19 protein-coding genes are annotated in these 22027 nt (G+C 64.8%); 11 read left to right on the plus strand and 8 right to left on the minus strand.

Annotation, left to right across the window (positions count from 1 at the left end):
* Positions 1 to 10 precede the first annotated feature (10 nt).
* Entirely contained in the window at positions 11 to 865 is an 855-nt protein-coding gene (locus tag QZ378_RS02000; protein WP_191380501.1) for a 3-keto-5-aminohexanoate cleavage protein, read from the plus strand.
* 288 nt (positions 866 to 1153) lie between these two features.
* Here QZ378_RS02000 and QZ378_RS02005 read toward each other — a convergent pair whose 3' ends face one another.
* Positions 1154 to 2446 (minus strand): helix-turn-helix domain-containing protein, encoded by a 1293-nt coding sequence (locus QZ378_RS02005; protein ID WP_191385346.1) that lies wholly within the window; start codon positions 2444 to 2446, stop codon positions 1154 to 1156.
* A 226-nt stretch (positions 2447 to 2672) separates the two neighbouring features.
* Here QZ378_RS02005 and QZ378_RS02010 point away from each other — a divergent pair, with 226 nt between their 5' ends.
* The 4 genes from QZ378_RS02010 to QZ378_RS02025 are packed head-to-tail and all read left to right on the plus strand — an operon-like array spanning position 2673 to position 6456.
* Entirely contained in the window at positions 2673 to 3305 is a 633-nt protein-coding gene (locus QZ378_RS02010) for a corrinoid protein (RefSeq protein WP_291257136.1), read from the plus strand.
* Between the two features lie 22 nt (positions 3306 to 3327).
* Entirely contained in the window at positions 3328 to 4323 is a 996-nt protein-coding gene (locus tag QZ378_RS02015; RefSeq protein ID WP_291257137.1) for a uroporphyrinogen decarboxylase family protein, read from the plus strand.
* A 57-nt stretch (positions 4324 to 4380) separates the two neighbouring features.
* Positions 4381 to 4932, plus strand: a complete 552-nt coding sequence (locus QZ378_RS02020; protein ID WP_291257138.1) for a DUF2284 domain-containing protein — start codon at positions 4381 to 4383, stop codon at positions 4930 to 4932.
* A gap of 3 nt (positions 4933 to 4935) precedes the next feature.
* Positions 4936 to 6456, plus strand: a complete 1521-nt coding sequence (locus QZ378_RS02025; protein ID WP_291257139.1) for an ASKHA domain-containing protein — start codon at positions 4936 to 4938, stop codon at positions 6454 to 6456.
* 61 nt (positions 6457 to 6517) lie between these two features.
* Here QZ378_RS02025 and QZ378_RS02030 read toward each other — a convergent pair whose 3' ends face one another.
* From QZ378_RS02030 to QZ378_RS02055, 6 genes are all read right to left on the minus strand, one after another.
* Positions 6518 to 7531, minus strand: a complete 1014-nt coding sequence (locus QZ378_RS02030; RefSeq protein ID WP_291257140.1) for an ABC transporter permease — start codon at positions 7529 to 7531, stop codon at positions 6518 to 6520.
* A complete protein-coding gene (locus QZ378_RS02035) occupies positions 7528 to 8991 on the minus strand; it encodes a sugar ABC transporter ATP-binding protein (RefSeq protein ID WP_291257141.1) in 1464 nt (487 codons plus the stop codon). Before QZ378_RS02035 ends, QZ378_RS02030 begins: the two co-directional genes overlap by 4 nt.
* Positions 8992 to 9212: 221 nt before the next feature.
* Positions 9213 to 10274: a substrate-binding domain-containing protein gene (locus QZ378_RS02040; RefSeq protein ID WP_291257142.1), complete on the minus strand. Its 1062-nt coding sequence runs from the start codon at positions 10272 to 10274 to the stop codon at positions 9213 to 9215.
* A gap of 69 nt (positions 10275 to 10343) precedes the next feature.
* Positions 10344 to 11399 (minus strand): uroporphyrinogen decarboxylase family protein, encoded by a 1056-nt coding sequence (locus QZ378_RS02045; protein WP_191380483.1) that lies wholly within the window; start codon positions 11397 to 11399, stop codon positions 10344 to 10346.
* Between the two features lie 14 nt (positions 11400 to 11413).
* A complete protein-coding gene (locus QZ378_RS02050) occupies positions 11414 to 12433 on the minus strand; it encodes a uroporphyrinogen decarboxylase family protein (RefSeq protein ID WP_291257143.1) in 1020 nt (339 codons plus the stop codon).
* Positions 12430 to 13410, minus strand: a complete 981-nt coding sequence (locus tag QZ378_RS02055; protein ID WP_191380485.1) for a uroporphyrinogen decarboxylase family protein — start codon at positions 13408 to 13410, stop codon at positions 12430 to 12432. Before QZ378_RS02055 ends, QZ378_RS02050 begins: the two co-directional genes overlap by 4 nt.
* Before the next feature lie 174 nt (positions 13411 to 13584).
* Between QZ378_RS02055 and QZ378_RS02060 the strand changes: the two genes are divergently transcribed.
* On the plus strand, positions 13585 to 14550 hold the full coding sequence (locus QZ378_RS02060; protein ID WP_191380486.1) for a helix-turn-helix domain-containing protein: 966 nt from the start codon (positions 13585 to 13587) through the stop codon (positions 14548 to 14550).
* Positions 14547 to 15191: an SGNH/GDSL hydrolase family protein gene (locus tag QZ378_RS02065; RefSeq protein ID WP_291257144.1), complete on the plus strand. Its 645-nt coding sequence runs from the start codon at positions 14547 to 14549 to the stop codon at positions 15189 to 15191. Before QZ378_RS02060 ends, QZ378_RS02065 begins: the two co-directional genes overlap by 4 nt.
* A gap of 247 nt (positions 15192 to 15438) precedes the next feature.
* Here QZ378_RS02065 and QZ378_RS02070 read toward each other — a convergent pair whose 3' ends face one another.
* Entirely contained in the window at positions 15439 to 16368 is a 930-nt protein-coding gene (locus tag QZ378_RS02070; RefSeq protein WP_291257145.1) for a carbohydrate kinase, read from the minus strand.
* 300 nt (positions 16369 to 16668) lie between these two features.
* Between QZ378_RS02070 and QZ378_RS02075 the strand changes: the two genes are divergently transcribed.
* From QZ378_RS02075 to QZ378_RS02090, 4 genes are all read left to right on the plus strand, one after another.
* Positions 16669 to 17733 (plus strand): uroporphyrinogen decarboxylase family protein, encoded by a 1065-nt coding sequence (locus QZ378_RS02075; protein WP_291257146.1) that lies wholly within the window; start codon positions 16669 to 16671, stop codon positions 17731 to 17733.
* A gap of 49 nt (positions 17734 to 17782) precedes the next feature.
* Positions 17783 to 18658, plus strand: coding sequence for an aldose 1-epimerase family protein (locus QZ378_RS02080; RefSeq protein WP_291257147.1), 876 nt, complete (start codon positions 17783 to 17785; stop codon positions 18656 to 18658).
* Between the two features lie 35 nt (positions 18659 to 18693).
* The gene (locus tag QZ378_RS02085) at positions 18694 to 19380 is read left to right on the plus strand and encodes a D-lyxose/D-mannose family sugar isomerase (protein ID WP_291257148.1); all 687 of its coding nucleotides are present in this window, start codon (positions 18694 to 18696) and stop codon (positions 19378 to 19380) included.
* 165 nt (positions 19381 to 19545) lie between these two features.
* Positions 19546 to 22002 (plus strand): M20/M25/M40 family metallo-hydrolase, encoded by a 2457-nt coding sequence (locus QZ378_RS02090; protein WP_291257149.1) that lies wholly within the window; start codon positions 19546 to 19548, stop codon positions 22000 to 22002.
* The last annotated feature ends 25 nt before the right edge of the window (positions 22003 to 22027 follow it).

Raw genomic sequence — 22027 nt, forward strand, 5'->3', positions numbered from 1 at the left:
GTGAATGAACATGGCTACCACACAGCGTCTCAACCATAGCACCAAGGTCATTGTCACCGCCGCCCTCACCGGCGCCGTGACCACCAAGCAGAACAACCCCCACCTGCCCACCCAGCCCAAGGAGATCGCTGAGGCCGCCCTGCGCTGCTATGAGGCGGGCGCCGCCATGGTGCACATCCATGTGCGGGACGACGACGACTCCGCCAGCATGCGGTTTGACAAGTTCGAGGAGACTGTGCGCCTGATCCGGGACACCGGCTGCCCCGTGCTGCTCAACCTGACCTCCTCCGGCGGCCAGGGCTTCTCCTGGGAGGAGCGCATCCGCCCCTTCAAGGAGCTCAAGCCGGAGCTGGCCTCCTTTGACGCGGGCACTATGAACTGGCTCAACAGCGTGGTGTTTATGAACGAGCCCAAGTTCCTGGAGCTGTGCGGCCAGGAGATGATCGCCGCCAATGTCAAGCCGGAGATCGAGATCTTCGACATGGGCATGCTCAACACCGCCAAGTACTACCTGAAGACCGGCGTGCTCCAGGCCCCCGCCCACTTCCAGCTCTGTCTGGGCGCCCCCGGCGGCATGGAGGCCACCACCGAGAACCTGCTCTACCTGGTGAATCACCTGCCGGAGGACTGCACCTGGAGCACCTTTGGCATCGGCCGCGGCGCCAACGAGATCACTCTGGCCGCCCTGGCCCTTGGCGGCAACATCCGCGTGGGACTGGAGGATAATGTCTACTACAACAAGGGCGTGCTGGCTGAGGGCAGCGAGCAGTTCATCGGACGCGTCAAGCGTGTGGCCGCTGAGTTTGGTAAAGAACTGGCCACTCCGGACGAGGCCCGCGCTATTCTGGGGCTCAGTCGGTGCTGAGCCTGCGGCATATGGCCTGCCCCGTCTGAAAAGCAGACATAGGGAACCCTGACGGTTCATCTCCGCGCCAAGTGCCGCCGCTTTGCGGCGGTTGTGCTCCGAAACGCCCTGCGGGGCAGCCTTTCACACTATCTCTCCCTCCGAATCCTTCGGCTGGAGGGTTTATCGACAGTCTCAGGGACCGCTTCTGGAAAGCGGTCCCTTTCCATGTTTATGCCGGCGCACAGCCTGCTGCGGAAAGAGGAAGCGGTGGAAGGGAGTGGGGATGCCCGGACGGATGCTGCTACCCTACGGCTTTTCCCTTCCCCGTCTGCGCCCTTTTTCCTGCCCGGCGTGGGATTCCCGGTAGCGGAGGGGCGGAATCCCCTCCTGCTTTTTGAACACCTTGGTGAAATAGCTCTGATCCTCAAAGCCAACCAGCTGGGCGATATCTGTCAGGCGGATGCTCTTCTGCTTCAGCAGCCCCTTGCTCCGCTCAATCCGAATGCGGGTGAGGTAGGTGGTGAAGGACTCCCCCGTCTCCTCCTTGAACACCCGGCTGAAATAGGAGGGGGACAGGTAGACCCGCTGGGCCATCTGCTCCATGGTGATCTTTTCGCTGTAGTGGGTGTTCAGGTACTGTACGGTCTGGTGGATCACATTGGCGTGCCGCGCCCCCGCCCAGTCGAACACGCTGTCCATCAGGGAGCCCATGGTCTTGGTGAACCAGAGGCACAGGGCGTCGAAGTCCTGAATGCGGTTCATGGCCAGCAGATACTGGTGATTGGCGGTCAGGATGGACTCGGAGTTGGCGCCGGCGTCGATGGCCGCCCGGCTGATGAGGACCAGCAGCTCGTAGATCTGGGTCTTGATGCGGGCCAGATCTCCGCCGGAGGAGAAGAACAGGTAGCCCAGCAGCTCATTGAGCTGCCGCTGGGCCTCCTCCTTATTCGTCTGGCGCACCGCCCGCAGCATGGCCCGCTCCGTCTCCAGCGGATAGGGCGGGGCCGCGCTGTCGGTCTTGACCTGCTGGATATAGGCGGTGATCTGCCCCTGGATCTCGGTGGAGCCCTGGCTCTCCAGCATCCGGTTGGCCGCGGAGACGTTGTTGAGGAAGCCCACCGCCATGAAGAGCAGGTTGGACATGCCGGTCACCTTTTCCGCCGGGACGTAGGGGATGTTGTCCAGCAGGGCCGTCACGTTCTGGAGCGGCTGGCCGCACAGGCCCATCTGCCCCTCCAGATCGCAGGCGATGTAGTCCTGCCTGTCCACCATGAGGAAGGGCCCCACCGTCAGCTTGGCGGTGGCCTCCTCATTCTCCAGGATGGGGGATACAAAGCAGGTCAGCCCCATGGGGCAGAAATAGATGTACTTGCCGCCGAAGCGGGTGGACTCGGTCATGCTGTAGAGCTGGGACTGCACACACTCCTCCGGCCGCCGCCCGGCGGCGTGGCACAGCTGGCAGGAGGCGCAGCCATATCCCTGCTCGTAGTAGGCCCTGCCCTGGGCGTCGGTCACCAGGCAGCCCACGCCAAAGGCGGCGGAGAACGCCTGGGCGCACTCCTGGGCCAGCTTGAGGTTGAAGGTCTTTCCGGGCGACATGCGGCGTCAGCTCCTCTCCCGCAAGTTAAAAATAGTAAATCTATGTCTTTAATAAGAATATACAAAAATTTTTTGGTAGTCAAGTGTACTGTGACATAAAATTACCAAATTTTCTAGAAAAATTACAAGTCAGTCTGTCCCCAAGCAGGTATAGTAAAGATTAAGAAACCCCGGGAAATCGGGGGAATTTACAGAAATCTTTCATCATATCCGGGAGGAAAGCATCATGAGCATTTTGACTGACATTTCCGAAAACCTGCAGCGCGGCAAGGCCAAGGTGGTCAAGGAGCTGGTTCAGCAGGCCATTGACGAGGGGGTCCCCGCCCAGCAGATTCTGGACGAGGGCCTGCTCAGCGGCATGAGCGTGGTGGGTGAGAAGTTTAAGAACAACGAGGTGTTCGTGCCCGAGGTGCTGGTGGCCGCCCGCGCGATGAACATGGGTGCCGCCCTGCTCAAGCCCCTGCTGGCCGAGAGCGGCATGAAGGCCAGCGGCCGGGTGTGCATCGGCACCGTCAAGGGCGACCTCCACGACATCGGCAAGAACCTGGTCAAGATGATGATGGAGGGCAAGGGCATCGAGGTGATTGACCTGGGCACCGACGTGGCCCCCGAGACCTTCATCAAGACCGCCGTGGAGCAGGACTGCCAGATCATCGCCTGCTCCGCCCTGCTGACCACCACCATGGGCGTCATGGGTGAGGTGGTCAAGGCCGCGGAGGCCGCCAACATCCGGGATCATGTGAAGATCATGGTGGGCGGCGCCCCCGTCACCGAGGCCTTCTGCGAGCAGATCGGCGCCGACTGCTACACCGCCGACGCGGCCAGCGCCGCCGACGCCGCCGTAGAGCTCTGCAAATAACCGGGGGGTGGCCGCGATGGATATGAAAGCATGGCTGCATGAACAGCTGACCGCCGACAAGCGCCGCGCCCTGCCCATCCTGTCCTTCCCCTCCATCCAGCTGCTGGGCATCACCGTGCGGGAGCTCATCTCCGACAGCGATCTCCAGGCCCGGGGCATGTGCGAGGTGGCCAAGCGCTGCCCCGCCGCCGCCGCGGTGTCCATGATGGATCTGTCGGTGGAGGCCGAGTGCTTCGGCTCCCAGATCCGGGTGAGCGATGACGAGGTGCCCACCGTGGTGGGCTCCGTGGTCAACTCCATGGAGGACGCCCAGGCCCTGAAGGTGCCCCAGGTGGGCGCCGGGCGCACCGGAGTGTATGTGGAGGCCATCTCCAAGGCGCTGAAGCTCATCACCGACCGGCCCATCTTCGCCGGGGTCATCGGCCCCTACTCCCTGGCCGGCCGCCTGATGGACATGACCCAGATCATGATGAACTGCTATGACGAGCCGGAGATGGTCCACGCCACGCTGGAGAAGGCCACCGACTTTATCCTCGCCTACATCCAGGCCTACAAGGACGTGGGGGCCCACGGCGTGGTCATCGCCGAGCCCGCCGCCGGCCTGCTCTCTCCCGACCTGTGCGAGGAGTTCTCCTCCCCCTATGTCAAGAAGATCGTGGACGCCGTGCAGGACGACCAGTTCCTGGTCATCTACCACAACTGCGGCAACGCCGCCGCCCGCATGGTGCCCCAGCTCCTGGAGATCGGCGCCTCCGGCTACCACTTCGGCAACGCGGTGAGCATGGAGGAGGTCCTGGAGCAGATGCCCGGCGACGTGCTCACCATGGGCAACCTGGACCCGGTGTCCGTCTTCCGCAGCGGCACGCCCGGGCAGGTCCGGACGGACACGCTGGAGCTTCTGAAACGCTGCACCCCCCACAAGAACTTCCTGATCTCCTCCGGATGCGACATCCCGCCCGCCTCCTCCTGGGAGAACATCGACGCGTTCTTCGCGGCGGTGGAGGAATTCTATCAATGACACCCCGGCCGGGAGGCGGATGCACCGCTTCCCGGCCTTTATACAAGGAGAATGGACATGACTGCATGGAACCAGCTCATCGAGGAGGCGGTGGCCCTGGGGGCCTTCAAGGCCGGGGTGATCCCGGTCTCCGCCGTATCCTTTGACAGGAGCTTCCGGGACATCTGCGAAACCAATGCCTGCGGCAAGTGCGGCCGCTGCTGGATGTGCCCCCCCGACATCGGGGACATCGACGTGCTGATGGAGCAGGCCCGCGGCTACGACTGGCTGCTGGTCTACCAGACGGTGAGCCGGCTGGAGGACAGCTTTGACTTCGAGGGCATGATGGAGGCCGCCCACCGCCACAGCCTGCTCTCCCGCCGGATGGAGCAGCTGTGCGCCGGCCGGATTCCCGGCCCGCGGCTCCACCTGGGGGCCGGCGGCTGCCATGTGTGCGCCGCCTGCGCCAAGGTGGACAACGAGCCCTGCCGCCATCCGGATCTGGCCATGGCCTCCCTGGAGGGCTACGGGGTCAACGTGTCGGAGCTGGCCGCCGCCAGCGGCATGAAATACATCAACGGGCAGAACACGGTCACCTACTTCGGTGCTGTCTTTTTCAAGGAGGGATAGCCCATGGCGTGTCTGACAATCTGGGCGGACGGCCGGGCCCTGCCCGTGGAGGTGGAGGCGGGGGCGCTGCTGTCCGACGCCCTGCTGCACAGCGGCCACCGGCCGGACATGCCCTGCGGCGGCAGGGGCCGGTGCCGCAAGTGCCGGGTGCAGGCCTCCGGAGCCCTCTCCCCTCTGAGCGCTGCGGAGCTGGACGCCCTCTCTCCCGCCGAGCGGGAGGCGGGGGTCCGGCTGGCCTGCTGCACCCGCATCCTGGGGGACGCCCGGGTGACGGCCGCCGGCGACGGGGCGGTCACCCAGATCTGCACCCAGGGGGAGGCCCGGGCGGTGGAGCGCCTGGACCCCATGTTTGCCGCGCTGGGGGCCGCCGTGGACATCGGCACCACCACCCTGGCCGCCCAGCTCTACGACCGGGACGGCCTTCTGGCCACGGCCGCGGCCCCCAACCCCCAGCGGTCCTTCGGCGCCGACGTGATCAGCCGGATCGGCCGCTCCATGGAGGGGGACAGCCCCGCCCTGGCCAACTGCGTGCGCCAGGCCATCGCCGGCCTGCTCCGGACGCTGTGCGGCCAGGCCGGGCGGAGAAGCGAGGAGATTGACGCCCTGGTTCTCACGGGCAACACCGCCATGCTCCACCTGCTCTGCGGCCTGGACGTCTCCCCCCTGGCGGCCGCCCCCTTTCAGGCCGAGGAGCTCTTCGGCAAAACCCTGCCCGCCGCGGAGCTGGACCTCCCCTGCGCGCCGGGGGCCCGGGCCTATCTGCCCCGGTGCATGTCCGCCTTTGTGGGGGCGGATATCACCACCGCGCTGCTGGCCAGCGGCATCTGCACCGGCCGGGAGACCCGGATGCTGACCGACATCGGCACCAACGGGGAGATCGCCCTGTGGCACCAGGGCAGGTTGAGTTGCTGCTCCACCGCGGCGGGGCCGGCCTTTGAGGGGGCCAATCTGTCCCAGGGCATGCAGGGCGCCCCCGGCGCCATCGACCACGCCTGGGTGGCGGACGGCGCCCTGGAGGTACACACCATCGGGGAGGCAGAGCCGGCGGGCATCTGCGGAAGCGGGGTGGCCGACGTGCTGGCGGGCCTGCTGGAGCTGGGCAGGCTGGACGAGACCGGGCTGCTGAACGAGGGCGACGACGCGTGGCCCCTGGCCCCCGGCGTGGCCATCACCCAGGGGGACATCCGGCAGGTGCAGCTGGCCAAGAGCGCCGTGCGGGCGGGCATTGAGACCCTGCTGGCCCGGGCCGGTCTGGCCCCGGACGCCCTGGCGGAGCTGGCCATTGCCGGAGGCTTCGGCAGCTACCTGTCCCTGGACAGCGCAGCGGCCATCGGGCTCATTCCCCCGGAGCTAAAGCCCCGCTGCCGGGTGCTGGGCAACGCGGCCCTGGCCGGTGCAGCCATGCTGCTGCGTAGCCGCCCCCTGGTGGACGAGAGCGCCGCCCTGGCCGGAGCCGCCGTCACGGCGGAGCTGGCCACCGACCCCGTCTTCATGGAGCAATATGTGGAGCAGATGATGTTCTGAGCCGTTAGGAAAAAACGGGCGGGAAGCCGATGCTTCCCGCCCGCTTGTTTTGTCGGGGGAATCAGGTGCGCTTGCCGGTGACGTAGGTGTTGAACCAGACGGCGAAGAACATCAGGCCGCCGTTCACCACGTACTGCATGTACTCGTTGACGTTCAGCAGGGTCATGCCGTTGCTGATGATGCCGGTGAACAGCACGCCGATGAGGGTGCCCCACACGGTGCCGATGCCGCCCAGCATGCTGGTGCCGCCGATGACCACGGAGGAGATGATCTGGGTCTCCCAGCCGCGGCCAAAGCCGAAGGTGGCGCTGCGGACCTGGGCGGAGTTCATCACGCCGCTGAGCACGCACATCAGCTGCACGATGCACAGCACGAACAGGCGGGTCTTCCACACGCTGATGCCGTTGAGGCGGGCGGCCTCGGCGTTGCCGCCCACGGCGTAGATCTGACGGCCCAGGGTGGTCTTCTCGGTGATGAACCAGAACACGAAGAACACCGCCACGAAGATGAGGGCCGGGACGGGGATGCCGGCGATGCGGCCGGTGCCCAGGAAGATGTACCAGTCAGGGTAGCAGGCGGTGATGGGGAAGCCGCCGCAGATGATGGCCGCCAGGCCGTACATGATGTTCAGGGTGGCCAGGGTGACGATGAAGGAGGGCATGCCGAACTTGTGGCGGGACCAGGCGTGGAACACGCCCAGCAGCATGCCCACCGCCACGGCGGCCACCACGCCGATGAGGGCGCCCAGCTCCAGCGGGACGCCGGCGACGGCGTTCAGGGTCTTGGCGACCCAGGCCACGATGACGGCGCTCAGGGCCACCTGGGAGCCCACGGACAGGTCGATTTCGCCCGCGATCATGACCAGGCACATGCCGTAGGCAATCACGCCCTTCATGGCCGAGTTGCGCAGCACGTTGAGAAGGTTGCTGGGTCGCAGGAAGGCCGGCTCCACAATGGCCAGGGCGATGATGATCACGATGAGCAGCAGCTCGATCATGTGATCCAGCAAGAAATTGTTTGTCTTCTTCTTGGAGAACAAACTCATCTTGGGCAGTTTCAGGGATTTCCCGCTCATTCTATGTTTCCTCCCATGCAGTAGGAATAAAGCTGTTCGATGGTCAGGTTCTCAGGATAGACCTCGCCGACGATATGCCCCATGTGCATCACCAGAATGCGGTGGCAGACCTCCATCAGCTCCTCCAGCTCGGAGGAGACGAAGATGCTGGAGACGCCCTTGCGGGCCTGATCCCACATGATCTGGAAGATCTGCTGCTTGGCGTTCACGTCGATGCCCCGGGAGGGCTCGTCGTACATCATGATGGTGGGGTCGGTGTTCAGCCAGTTGCCGATGACCACCTTCTGCTGGTTGCCGCCGGACAGGGAGCCCACCGCGGCGGTCAGGCTGGGGACCTTGATCTGCAGTTCGTCCACCTGACGCTGGGCGAAGTCCTTCCGCCGCCTCTGGTTGATGATGTGGTGGTCTGAGATCTTGTCCAGGCAGGCGTTGCACAGGTTGTCCCGGATGGAGTGGATCAGGATGACGCCCTGGTTCTTCCGCTCCTCCGGCGTCAGGCCCATGCCCTTGCGCTTCATCTGCTCCGGGGTGGCCTTGCGGTTCATGGGCTGGCCGTTGATGGTGATCTGGCCGCTGTCATAGCCGTCCACGCCGAACAGGGAGCGCAGCAGCTCCGTGCGGCCCGCGCCCAGCATGCCGGCGATCCCCAGGACCTCGCCCTTTTTCAGCTCGAAGCTGACGTCCTCGAACTTTCCGGCCCGGGTCAGGTGCTCCACCTTCATGACGGTCTCGTCCTGCACCTTCAGGTCGGCCGGACGGGTCTTGAGCTCCACGTCGCCGAACATCATCTTGATGACGCTCTTGTGATCCAGCTCCGAGACATCCTTCTTGCCCACAAACTTGCCGTCCCGCAGCACCGTCACCGTGTCCGCGATCTCCCAGATCTCCTGGAGGCGGTGGGAGATGTAGATGATGACCACCCCCTGATCCCGCAGGGTGCGCACCACCTCAAAGAGGCTCTCCGTCTCGTTGTGGGCCAGGGCGCTGGTGGGCTCGTCCAGCATCAGCACCTTGGGGGAGAAGCTCATGGCCTTGGTGATCTCCACCACCTGGCACTGCCACATGCTCAGGCGGTAGACCTTCTCGTGGGGGTCGATGTCCACGTTCATCTTCTTCAGCAGATCCCCCGCCATCTGATAGGTCTTTTTCCAGTCGATGAGCTTTCCTTTTTTGGGCATGCGGCCCAGATAGATGTTCTCCGCCACAGTCAGGTAGGGAACCAGGCTCAGCTCCTGATAGACCGTGGCAATGCCGTGGGCGAAGGCGTCTGTCGGAGAGGAAAAGTGCAGCTCCTGATCGTCCAGGAAGAACTTGCCGGCGGTGGGCTGAATGGCGCCGGAGAATACCTTGACCAGGGTGGACTTTCCGGAGCCGTTCTTGCCGATGAACGCATGCACCTTTCCGCCGTCAAAGGAGACGGTGACGTCATCCAGCGCCCGAGTGCCCGGATAATCTTTCACGATCCCTTCCGTTCTTAAAACACTCATATGGTATTCCTTCCATTTCCTGTTGAGTCATCTTGGACAGCAAACGGCGTGCCGAGGCGCTGTCGCAGGCAGGCCGAAAGCGGAAACGCACCGAACGCAGGGCTGCGGAGCTTTTCCGCCGCCGGTCTGCCGTCCTGCATTCGCGGTCAGAGAAGATGCCCCGCCGCCCCAAGAGGCGGCGGGGCATCCGGAAATTACATCATGCTCTGCAGATCAGCCAGGTAGGTGTCCAGGCCCTCGGTATCGCCGCGCAGCAGGGGGATGCCGGGGATGATGTTGGTCTCGCCCTCGCCGTCAACGGGGTTGCCCTCCAGGGAGTTGATCAGGGCCTCCACGGTGGAGTAGCCGATGGCATAGGCGTCCTGGGCGGTGACGGCCTGCAGGATGTTGGTGTCGTCCTTCAGCAGGTCCACGATCTGCTCGGAACCGTCGGTGCCGAAGACGAAGATCTCACCGGCCTTGCCGGCGTTCTCAACGGCCATGACGGAGCCCACGGTGCCGCCGTCGTTGGCAGCGTAGATGATGTCCAGATCGGGGTTGGCGCTGATCATGTCGCCGGCGGTCTCAACGGCCATATCCTGGAGCCAGGCGTCCTGGTCGGCGATGATCTTATAGTTCACACCGGCCTCGTCCAGGGCGGCGAAGAATCCGTTGACGCGGTCAGCGGACTGCTCGGGGATCTGGGTCTTGAACTGGATGACGCCGATGTTGATGGTCTCGTCAGCGGCATAGTTCTCCTGGATGAACTGCACGGCGGCCTCGCCGGTCTGGTGGCAGAAGGAGTAGTTGTCGGCGGAGTAGGAGGCCACAGCGCCGGGGAAGGCGTCGATGGAGTTGTTGCAGATGGCGACCTTCATGCCGGCATCCATCACGTCCGCGATGGTGGCGGGGGAGGTCTGGGTGTTCAGGGGGGAGATGGCCACGCCGGCCACGCCCTGGGCCAGGTAGGTGTTCAGCGCGTCGGTCTCACGGGTCTGGTCGTTGTTGGTGTTGGTCATCTGGATCTCATAGCCGTACTCGTCGGCGGCGGCCTGATAGCCGGCGGACAGCAGCTTGAAGAACTGATCCTCCTGGAAGACGATGCCGGCGATGAGCTTGTTGCCCTCCCCGCCGGCGGCCGGGGTCTCGGTCTCGGTCCCGACCGGAGCCGTGGACTCTCCGCTGGGGGTGTCGGTGCCGCCGCTGCTGCAGGCGGCCAGGCCGACCGTCATGGACATTGCAAGGGCCAGAGCGAGCAGTTTTTTTGCCTTTTTCATTTCCTTACCTCCTAAGTAATCCTGAAAAATATTCCTAACAGCATCGCGCTGCAAGGCACAGAGGGATGCTTATGCGTCAAAGTCGCCGCGGATTTTGCGGATGGACTGGTTCATAGAGCGGTAGCCCTCAGCGGGCACATAGTCGGGGATGGAGTTGCCGGAGCCGAAGGCGAAGCCGCCGTGGCCCACGGACTTGCTGACCACCTCCTGGATGTAGTCGAACATGGCGTCGGGATCCAGCCGGCACACGGCGTCGGTGTCGATGCCGCCGAAGTTGCCGATGCGGTCGCCGTACTGCTCCACCCAATAGGTGAAGGGGGCGATCTGATCCTCGTTGGAGTGCTTGGCGTCGATGCCGGCCGCGATGATGTCCTCCATCACGTCGAAGATGCAGCCGCAGGAGTGGAGCAGGAAGGGCTTGCCCGCGTCGTGGACCGCCTGGATGATCGGCTTGTACTGGGGGATCACCAGCTCCCGGATCTCGTCCGGGGGCAGCAGGGTGGTGGACTTGAAGCCCAGATCGTCGCCGAAGCGGCAGACGCAGTAGATGTCGCCGTACTCCCGGAGGAACCGCTTCCAGATCTTCAGGTTGCTCTCGCCGATCTTGAAGAACATGTCGTGGTACAGCTCTTCGTCGTCCACCCGCATGTAGCACAGATCCTCGTAGCCCACCAGGTCCTGCACGCACTCGAAGATGCCGTACCCCACGCCGCCGATGGCCTTCATGCCCTCCGGCATGTTGCGGCGCAGCGCCTCAAAGGACCGGTGGTACATCTGGAAGTAGGTGTCGCAGATGCCATCCCAGGGGTAGCGCTCAAAGTCCTCCCGGGTCTGGATGACGCCCTTCACATGCTCGCCCAGGGCACCGCTGCCCGGCATGGCGGGGCCGATGAGCTCCTCGAAGGAGACCGTGTCGTAGCCCATATCCCGGTAGAAGCCGCAGTAGTTGCGGAAGAACTCGTCCAGATCCCGGTCGTCCCCGTTGTACAGCTCGGCGAAGGACACGCCGGTGATCTCCTCCATCACCTTGGGGTCCACCTTGTGCTCGTAGAGGGGGAACCGTTTGACCTCGATGTTCCTGGCGGCCTTTACCATATTGGTGTAATCCGGCTGAAACTCTCTCATGGCTATGTAACTCCTTATTCGTCCCAGGCGGTGTAGAACGCCTCCACGTTGGCCAGGGGCACGTCGCGGTTGATCTCGCTCTCCCCGATGAGGCCGCCGCCGTTGACGTGCAGGGCCTGGATCATGGCCCGGGCCGCCTGCTTCACGTCCTCCGGCGTGCCGTGGGGCAGGGTGTTCTGGCGGCTGATCTCGCCCCAGAAGGTGATCTTTCCGGCGAACGCCCGGGCCACCTTCTCCACGCCCATGCACCACAGCTGGGAGTTGATGGCGTCCACCCCCATCTCGATGAAGTGGGGATAGAGATCAAAGATGTAGCCGTCGCTGTGGAAGAAGACCTTCTTCCCGGCGGCGTGGATGCGGTCGAACAGCTCCTGATACAGGGGCTTGAACAGCTTGACCCAGGCGTCGGGGGAGATGAGCAGGCTGCGCTGGGTCCCCCAGTCATCGCCGAAGGGCACGGCGTCCACGTCCATGGCCAGCCACGCGTCCACATAGACCCGGAGGAACTCCATCACCATGTCCATCATGGCGAACATCTCCGGCTCCTCCAGCGCGATGTCGCAGTAGAGGTTCTCGGTCCCCCGCAGGAACTGGAACCGCTCGAACACGCTGACCCAGCCGCCGATGAGGAACTTCCCGGTCTTTCGGGCGGCGGCGATCTGCCCGGTCAGGGCGGGCTTGTTGCGCTCCCACTCCCGGAGGAACTGCTCCGTGGGGGGCGTGTACCCCTTCATGGCCTCGTAGTCCGCGAAGACGGGGTGCTTGACCTCGCCCACCACGCCGGCCTGGATGTTGGTCCACCGGCTGCCCCAGGGGTCCGTGTAGGTGCCCACCTGGTAGTACTCCGGCGTAAAGCCGTGGTCGAAGGGCCCCACAAAGGAGGTGATGTCCAGCCGGTCCGCGTAGCGGGCCTGCAGCTCCTCGAAGGCCTGGCCGTGGGCCAGACGGGCCGCGGGCAGCACCCAGATGTCCAGAGGGATGCGGTCGCTGCCCCGGAAGGCCAGGGTGTTCAGGACCCTCTCCCGGCCGGTCATTGGTAGATGCCCTCCTCCCACCAGATCCTGTTCATCAGCTCATAGCGCTTCAGCTCCAGACCGGTGAAGGCGCAGTTGGAGGTGGAGAAGATGTAGCCGTAGCCCGGCATGCCCTGGCGCAGCGCCCGGCGGACGTCCTCCACCAGCTCCTCCTCGGTGCCCGTCTGCATCAGGCCGCAGTTCACGTTGCCGATGAGGCACACCCGGTCGCCGTAGAGCCGCTTGGCCTCCGCCAGATCCACGCCGCCCTGGGGGTCCAGGGAGTGGACGGCGTCGGGGCCGCAGTCCACGATCATGTCCAGAATGGGCATCACGTTGCCGTCGGTGTGCTTGATGGAGTAGTAGCCGTTGGCCCGGTAGTAGTCCAGAATCTCCTTCAGGTAGGGCTGGACGAACTCGGCGAACATATCCCGGCTGTAGAAGGGGTTGACGTTGAAGCAGTAGTCGGAGCAGAGGGCCCAGCCGTCCAGCAGGCCGGGGTGCCTGTGCATCTCGTCGCACAGCTTCTGGGCGAACTCCACCTTCCGCTTGGTGCCGTCGTGGATCTTCTCCGGCTCCTCGTACATCATGGTGGAGAACTCCATCATGGTGTCGCCGGTGGGGATGGGGTAGGTGGGGTCGCCGTGGATCATCAGGAAGAACTTGTCGCCGGACAGCTCCCGGATGGTCTCCAGAATGGCCCGGGTGGACTCGATGTCGTCGGGCATCTCCCCGTTGGGGCCGGGATTGGGGTGGACGAAGATGGCGCTGTGATGGTACTTCTCGGCGGTCTCGATATAGGCCTTGGCCATGTCCACCAGGTGGAGACGGCGCTCGGCGGCGCTCATCTGGTACCACTGGGAGTAATCCCGGTGGAGGGGGTGGATGCGGCCGATGGCCTCCATGGTCAGGAACATCACCAGTTCAAAATGAGGGACGTGGCCCTGGATGGGCTCACGGCGCAGGGCTTTGATAAAACGTTCTCTGGGTGTCATCATGCGTCACGCTCCTGAATCGTTAAAAACTAAACAATTTGGAAAACTGATGGATTAAAATATTGAACTTTTTTGTGTAATCTGCTATATTTTGTAGTGTACACATTTTCCCTGTGGCTCGCATTCAAAAACGAGCATAGTACAAAATCGAAGACGCTCACGAAAGGACCACTCCCCATGGCAAAAGAACCGATTGCATGGGTCGACTCTCCCGTCTTCACCAAGGAGAGGCAGATCCTCACCGGCCAGACCCTCCAGGTCCCCGGCCTGCGGATGTACGGCCACCACAGCACCGCCCACGCCATCGCCGCGCTGGACAGCCACTACCACCGGAACTGCTTTGAGTTCACCTACCTGGTTCACGGCAACGTGCGGTTTTCGGTGGGCGGACACAGCTACCCCCTCTCCGGCGGGGATCTCTTTGTCACCCTGCCGGACGAGGTTCACGACACCGGCGCTATCCCCATGTCCCTGCACCAGATGTACTGGTTCCAGCTGGAGGACAGCGACCCCGACAACTTTCTCTTCATGGCCCCGGATGTCGCCCGGGAGTTGCTGCGGCTGCTCCGCCGCCTCCCCACCCGGGTCATCAAGCTGGACGCGGAGGAGACCACCGAGCTGCTCACCCGGGTGTTCCAGCTCTTCCAGAGCGGCGAGCCGGTCAGCCGGATGCAGGGAACCCATCTGCTGGGCTATTTTCTCTACCACGTGGTGGAGTGCGCCGAAATCCCGCGCTTTCTCATCACCCCGGACATCGGCCGGGCCATCGACTATATTTTCCAGCACCTGTCCGAAAACCTGCCCATGGAGGAGCTGGCCCGCATTGCGCTGCTGTCCGAGTCCCGGTTCAAGCAGAAGTTCAAGATGGAGATGGGCACCAGCCCCCGGGACTTTGTCAATTTCCACAAGGTGGAGGCCGCCAAAAACCTGCTGCTGGAGGGGCACAGCGTCACCGACGTGGCGATGGAGCTCAGCTTTTCCAGCAGCAACTACTTCTCCAGCGTCTTCCGGCGGTACACCTCCTTTTCCCCCACCCAGTACGCCCAGTCCATGGTGGGGGCCAACCAGCTCTCCCCGGACAACAAGGACTACCTGGCCGACGAGATCGAGAAAGACACGAAACGCAAGGAGAAATCGCTATGAGACGGATTTTATGCTATGGGGACTCCAACACCTGGGGGTACGACGCGGCGGCGGACGACCGCTTCCCCGAGGAGGTGCGGTGGACCGGGGTGCTCCAGCAGCTGCTGGGGGAGGGCTTCCGCGTCATTGAGGAGGGCCAGCCCGGCCGCACCACCGTGTGGGACGACCCCATCGAGGAGCACCGCAACGGAAAGACCGCCCTGTACAGCGTGCTGGAGAGCCAGAGCCCCGTGGATCTGGTGGTGCTCATGCTGGGAACCAACGATCTGAAGCCCCGGTTCTCCCTGAACGCCTTTGACATCGCCGCCGGGCTGGAGCGGCTGGTGCGCATCATCCAGACCCATCTGCCCACGGCCCAGCGCCGCCCGCCGGAGATCCTGCTGGTCTGCCCGCCGCCGGTGGGGGAGTGGGTGGACCGGGGGTCCATCGCCGGGATGTTCACCGGCGCCCACAGTGTGGCCGTCTCCCGGGAGCTGCCCCGGCAGGTGGAGAAGATTGCCCGGCAGTATGGCTGCCGCTTCTGCGACGCCGGGGAAGCCGCCCAGCTCAGCCCGGTGGACGGCGTCCACCTGACCGCCCAGGGCCACCGGAACCTGGCCGGGCTGCTGGCTCCCGTCATCCGGGCCTGCTTCCTGACGTAAAGCCGTAGAAAAAACCCGCGTCCGCTGTTGGGACGCGGGCTTCTGGCTGTCGATAAACCCTCCGGCCAAAGGATTCGGAGGGAAGGATAGTGTGAAAGGGAACCGTCAGGGTTCCCTTTCGCGTTGGATCAAACAACTTTTTGAAACTTTTTTGAAGTTTCAAAAAGTTCAGCATCCTGTCGAAAAGACTTTTTCGACAGGATGAAACCCGCGTCCGCTGTTGGGACGCGGGTTTTTCTGTATAGGCTCAGAGCTCGGCCAGGGTGGGCATGGCGGGGATGGCCCCGCTGCGGGAGCAGGTCTTGGCGGCCGCCCGGTTGGCGAAAGAGACGATGTCCTCCACCTCTGCGGCGGTCAGCCCCTCCAGGGGACCGGCCGGCCGGCGGCACAGGCGGCTGAGCACCGCCCCCAGGAAGGTGTCCCCGGCGCCGTTGGTGTCGGCCACGGCGGTTTTTACCCCCTTCACCCATCCGGCGGACGGGCCCATGCGGTAATAGGCCCCGTCTCCGCCCAGGGTGAGGAGCACCAGGCGGATTCCCATGTCCCGGAGAATGGCCGTGCCCTGCTCCGGATCGCCGGTGCCGGTGAGCAGGGGGAGCTCCTCGTCGGAGAGCTTGAGCACGTCCACCAGGGGCAGGGGCCTCTTCATCCACTCCACGGCCTCCTCCCGGCTGGGCCACAGGGCCTGGCGGTAGTTGGGGTCGTAGCTGACCAGAATCCCCCGGCGGCGGGCCTCCTCCACGGCATAGAGCGTGGTCTGGCGGGCGGCCCCGCCGGTGAGGCTCACAGAGCCGAAGTGGAGGAATTTGGACCGGCCCACCAGCTCCAGATCCACCTCCCCGCAGGTCAGCTCCGCGTCCGCACCCCGGACAAAGCGGAAGTCCCGCTCCCCGGCAGCGTCTACCGAGACGATGGCCATGGTGGTGGCGGCCTCGCCCGTCCGCAGGCCGGACACATCCACCCCGTTCTCCCGCAGCACGCCGGTGAGGTAGGCGCCGAAGCCGTCGGCCCCCACCTTCCCGATGAAGGCGGTTCCGGCGCCCAGGCGGGCGGCGGCTACGGCCACATTGGCCGGCGCGCCGCCGGGATTGGCGGCCAGCACCGGCACTCTGGCCTCGTTGACCCCGGTCTGGGTCAGATCAATCAGAATTTCTCCAATGGCGGTGATATCAAGCATCGTCCCTTGCTCCTTTCCGTCTCAGTATGTCCTGGCAGGCCGGGAGACAGCCTGTCCGCATCAAGATAGCACAGTTGTCCGGAAAGCACAAGGAGAAAATTTCCGCCGCCGCCTGCGGGGAGGGCAGTACTGTTTTTGTGCGAAGTATGATAACATATTGCTTTTACCCGGGTTCCGTTTCTATAATTATCCCGACAGAGTGTTGTATGATATCGTCGGGACAGGCTGGCTTTTTGTGAGAAATTGACAGAATCTGGGCGCTCCGCCCTGCCGGCGATACGCAGAAAAGGAGTGAACCGCATGACAGAGATGACTTCCCTCCAGCGCGTACAGGCGGTACTGGCCGGGCAGATGCCCGACCGCCTGCCCGTGATCCCCCAGGGCTTCCTGTTCAGCGCGAAAACCGCCGGCTATGACATCGGCGAGATCAACCGCAGCCCGGCCAAAATGGCCGAGAGCCACCTGCTGTGCCTGGAGAAGTACGGCTACGACGGCTGCGTGGTGGACGTGGACGATGCCACCCTGGCCGAGGCCTGCGGCGCCAGGGTCGTCTTCCGGGAGCACGACGTGGCCTCGGTGGATGAGCACCACCCCGTCCTCACCGATCTGAGGGATATTGACAGCCTCCAGCTGCCCGACCCCCTGAAGGACGGCCGCATCTGCGACTGGCTGGAGACCACCCAGCGCCTGGTGGAGGCGGTGGGCGACCGGGTGTTCGTCATGGGGCGGGCCGACCAGGGGCCCTTCAGCCTGCTCTGCCTCCTGCGGGGCACCCAGGAGCTGATGATGGACCTGCTCACCGAGGACGAGGAGGTGGTCTGCCACGCCCTGGAGTGGACCACCCAGGCCCACATCCGCTTTGCCCAGGCTCAGCTCCAGGCCGGCGCCCACGCCACCAGCATGGGGGACGCCTATGCCAGCTCCGACCTGATCTCCCCGGATATGTACCGCACCTTCGCCCACCCCTATGAGAAGAAGGTGGTGGAGGCCCTGGCCCCCACGAGGAAGCCCTACTCCGTCCACATCTGCGGCGACACCTCCGCCATCGTGGGGGACATGGGCGCGCTGGGCGCCCAGATCCTGGAGCTGGACTGGAAGGTGGACATGGGCGCGGCCCGGCAGGCGGTGCCCGACTCCACCGTGCTGATGGGCAACATCAACCCCAGCGACCCCATGTGCATCGGCACGCCGGACCAGGTGCGCAGCTGCGTCCAGGATGTGATCCACAAGACCCGGGGCCGGGGGCTCATTCTCAGCTCCGGCTGCGCCCTGGGCGCCAACACAAAGCCGGAGAACATGGCCGCACTGGTGGAGTCCGCCAGGCTGTACGGCACCCGGGAGCAGCTGGAGGAGCTGCAAAAATAAGGCCCCGCCTGCCCCTGGGGGCAGCGGCCGGAAGAAAAGAAGTCTTATCATGATCCATACGCTGAAAAGCGACTACCTCACCGTCCAGATCAACGAGAAGGGGGCCCAGCTGTGGTCCATCCGCACGGAGGACGGCACCGAGTACCTGTGGCAGGGGGATCCGAAATACTGGGAGGACCGGGCGCTCAACCTTTTCCCGCAGATCGGCCTGTGCACCAACAACACCTACACCCTCCACGGCAGGGAGTACAAGATGGACATACACGGGTTCATCAAGGACACGGTGCTCGCCCCGGCGGAGTGCGGGGACAGCCGGCTGGTCCTGGCCTGCGAGGACACGGAGGAGACCCGGGCCATCTATCCCTTCCGTTTCCGCTACGCCATCGCCTACACCCTGGACCGCCAGACCCTGGACATCACCGTCACCGTGGACAACCGGGACAGCCAGACCATGTACTTCTCGGTGGGCGGCCACCCCGGCTTCAACCTCCCCCTGGAGGAGGGCCTGGCCTACGACGATTACTGCCTGCAGTTCCCCGCCGGCGCCACCGCCAAGCGGGCCGAGTGCACCCCCGGCGACTGCATTATGCTGGACCAGATCACGGACTACCCCCTGATTCACGACCGCATCCCGCTGAGCCATGAGCTGTTCGCCCGGCGCGTGCTCATCCTCACCGACATGCCCCGGCAGGTCACCCTGATGTCGGACAAGGGACACAAGCGGGTCACCGTCACCTACCCGGACATGAAATACCTGGGGGTATGGAAGTGCCTGGGCACCCAGGCCCCCTACGTGTGCATCGAGCCCTGGACCGGCGTGTCCGCCCGCAGGGGCGTGGTGGAGGCCTATGAGTCCCACCCGGACATGATTCACCTGGCCCCCGGCGGCCACTATGAGAACCACTGGAGCATCCAGATCGTCTGAGCGACTGAATTGAGGAAAAAGGAGCGATATCCGCCATGAAACGCAGTGAGATCAACCGTGCCCTCCAGGAGATGGAGGCCACTCTGAAGCGCTGTCAGATCAATCTCCCCCCCTTCTGCCACTTTACCCCCGGCGAATGGCGGGAGAAGGGCCATGAGTACGACGAGATCCGGGACAACATGCTGGGCTGGGACATCACCGACTACGGCCAGGGGGACTTCGACAAGGTGGGGTTCTCCCTCATCACCCTGCGCAACGGCAACCTGAAGATGCGGGACCGCTACGCCAAGACCTACGCCGAGAAGCTCATCTACCTGAAGGAGGGGCAGTACTCCCCCAACCACTTCCACTGGAGCAAGATGGAGGACATTATCAACCGCTGCGGCGGCACCCTGCTCATCCGGGTGTACAACTCCCTGCCCGATGAGTCCATCGACAAGGTCTCCGACGTCACCGTCCACCTGGACGGCCGCACGGTTACCGTGCCCGCCGGCACCCAGGTCCGCCTGGAGCCCGGCATGAGCATCTCCATCCAGCCCCGTCTGTACCACGACTTTGAGGTGGAGCCGGGCACCGGCCCCATCGTCATCGGCGAGGTCAGCCAGTGCAACGACGACAACACCGACAACCGCTTCAATCCCCCTGTGGGCCGCTTCCCCACCATCGAGGAGGACGAGCCCCCCTACCGTCTGCTGTGCAACGAGTATCCCGCCGCAGAGTGAGCGGCGCGGCGCGGGAATCGTGAAGCGAAGCGGAGCATCAGCTGCCGCAGGCCAAACCCATGGCCTGCGGCAGCTTTTCTGCCCGCCCCAGGCCCGCGGGAAACTTTTTGGGGTGCCGGAGCGTCTATATAATACCAATCCATTCTGTGTGGTCGAGGTGGTTTTATGAAACGGATTTGTGCCCTGCTGCTGTGCGGCGCGCTGCTGATTCCGCAGGTCTCCGCGGCGGCCGCGGGCTCCTGGCCGTCCTGGGCGGAGGAGGCCCTGAGCTGGGGGCGGGAGGCGTCCATCAGCCAGGAATTTCTGAGCGAACCGGAGGAGACCGTCACCCGCGGCATGGCCGCCCAGCTGCTCTATGAGGCGGCGGGGAAGCCTGCGGTGTCGGGGGAGTGCCCCTTCACCGACGTGTCCGGTGACAACGCCGACGCGGTGACCTGGGCGGCGGAGCAGGGCTATCTCACCGGCGTGGGGGACGGGAAGTATGAGCCCGCCCGCTCCGTCACCCGGCAGGAGTTCGCCGCCATCCTCTGGCGGCGGGCCGGCTCCCCCGGCACGGCGGTCCAGGGCCTGGACCAGTTCCGGGACGCCGGGGCCGTGGGAGAGTGGGCCCGGACGCCGGTGCTCTGGGCCATGCAGGCCGGCATCATGGCCGGGCGGGGCCAGGATCAGCTGGCCCCCACCGGCACGATCACGGTGGCGGAGGCCCTGGCCATGCTGGAGCGGGCCCACGGCCTGCCCGACGTGGCCCAGCTCCGGGCGGATCTGGAGGCCCTCACCGCCGCCCACCGGCCCGTCGGCTCCCAGGGGGAGGCGGACGCGGTCCAGTACCTGAAGGGGCGGTTTGAGGCCATGGGCTACACCGTCACCCTCCAGCCCTACACCGACAGCCAGGGCCGCTCCGGCAGCAATGTCATCGCGGTGAAGGAGGCATCCTCTGCGGATGCGGACATTCTGGTGCTCTCCGCCCACCACGACAGCGTGCCCACCGCCTACGGGGCCAACGACAACGCCTCCGGCGCGGCCGCCCTGCTCTACGCGGCGGAGGCGCTGAAGGACGTGGACACCGACACGGAGCTGCGCTTCATCAGCTTCACCGACGAGGAGAACGGCAAGAACGGCTCCCGGGCCTACACCGCCGCCCTGACGGAGGAGGAGAAGGGGCAGATGATCGGCGCCATCCAGTTTGACATGCTGGGGGGCCTGGGCTCCGACGGCACCCTGGTATGCACCATGGGCGGGGAGGCCAACTGGGTCAGCGACCTGCTCCAGGAGAAGGATCCGGAGCTGGCGCGGGACGCGGAGACCGCCAGCGACCACGCCTCCCTGCAGCTGGCCGGCGTGCCCTCCGTCCTGCTGATGCAGGACGGGCAGGGCTACCTGTACCACTCGGCGGCGGACACGGCAGACCAGCTGAATCCCTACGCCATCGCGGGCGCGGCGGAGACCGCCGTGGCCGCGGCGGCGGAGATCTGCTCCCCTGAGACCGGCTCCTACCGGGCGCTGGCCCGGGAGCAGGGGGAGGGCTACACCTACCGCCAGACCCGGCAGAACGTGATCTACTTCAGCAGCTCCAGGGCCGACACCGAGGCCTACATCGGCGCCGCCGGGGAGCTGGCGGACACCTGGGAGATCTCCGGCGAGGGCTGGACCGACGTGTACGAGAGCTACCGCTACTCCATGCGCTGGTTCGACGGGGACACCCCCATGAACACCTACTACCAGTACCGCAACGGCTTTCTGGAGCGCATCGAAATCCGGCCGGAGGAGACCGGCTGCACGGCGGAGCAGGTACAGACGCTCATTGAGGCCATGTACGGCGCTCCCACCTCCCGGGAGGACGGGCAGATCAGCTGGGCCGACCCGGTCTACAGCAAGTACATCACCCTCTCCAGCGACGAGCAGGGCTGCCTGGTGACGGTGAGCAGCTACTCCGTGGGCATCACCAACGTGCTCGCCTCCTACCCGGTGCGCGGCGGCCAGGCCAGCATCACCGACCCGGAGGACGCCCTGGTGTGGGACTATCTGTGCTCCATCCTCCCCCTGGAGGCCCGGCAGAAGATCGCCCAGTTCAACCTGTTCACCGACGGCACCAGCAACATCCTGGCCTACACCTCCCCGGTGCAGGTGGACGGCGTCTCCGACAACACCCGGTTTTCCATCAGCATCGACTACTACGACGTGTACGACGAGAACGGGGAGAAGCGGGACTGGAGCAAGCTGACCTACACCATCCTCCACGAGTACGGCCATGTCCTGCTGGAGGACGAGACCCAGGTGGATCTGACCAAGGGCACCGGCACCCACGACCCGGCCACCTTTATCGAGGGCTCCTTCCGCAAGGGGTTCTACGATACCTTCTGGAGCGCGCTGGGGGACACCGGCGTGGGGGACTATGAGGCCAACCCCACCCACTATGTGAGCCGCTACGGCGCCAACTACTTCCACGAGGACATCGCCGACACCTTCGCCGTCTTTGTCCTGGGCGGACAGCCCCAGGGGGACACCGTGGCGGAGGAGAAGCTGCGCTTCTTCTGGGCCGACCCGGACATGGCGGCCCTGCGCGCCGCCATCCGGCAGAACCTGGGCCTGGACTGGCCGGAGGGGGACAGCCCGCTCCGCTGACCATCTCCTGACATGCCCGGTCGGC

Source organism: Flavonifractor sp. (assembly GCF_019422385.1).
Classification (GTDB): Bacteria; Bacillota; Clostridia; order Oscillospirales; family Oscillospiraceae; genus Flavonifractor; species Flavonifractor avistercoris.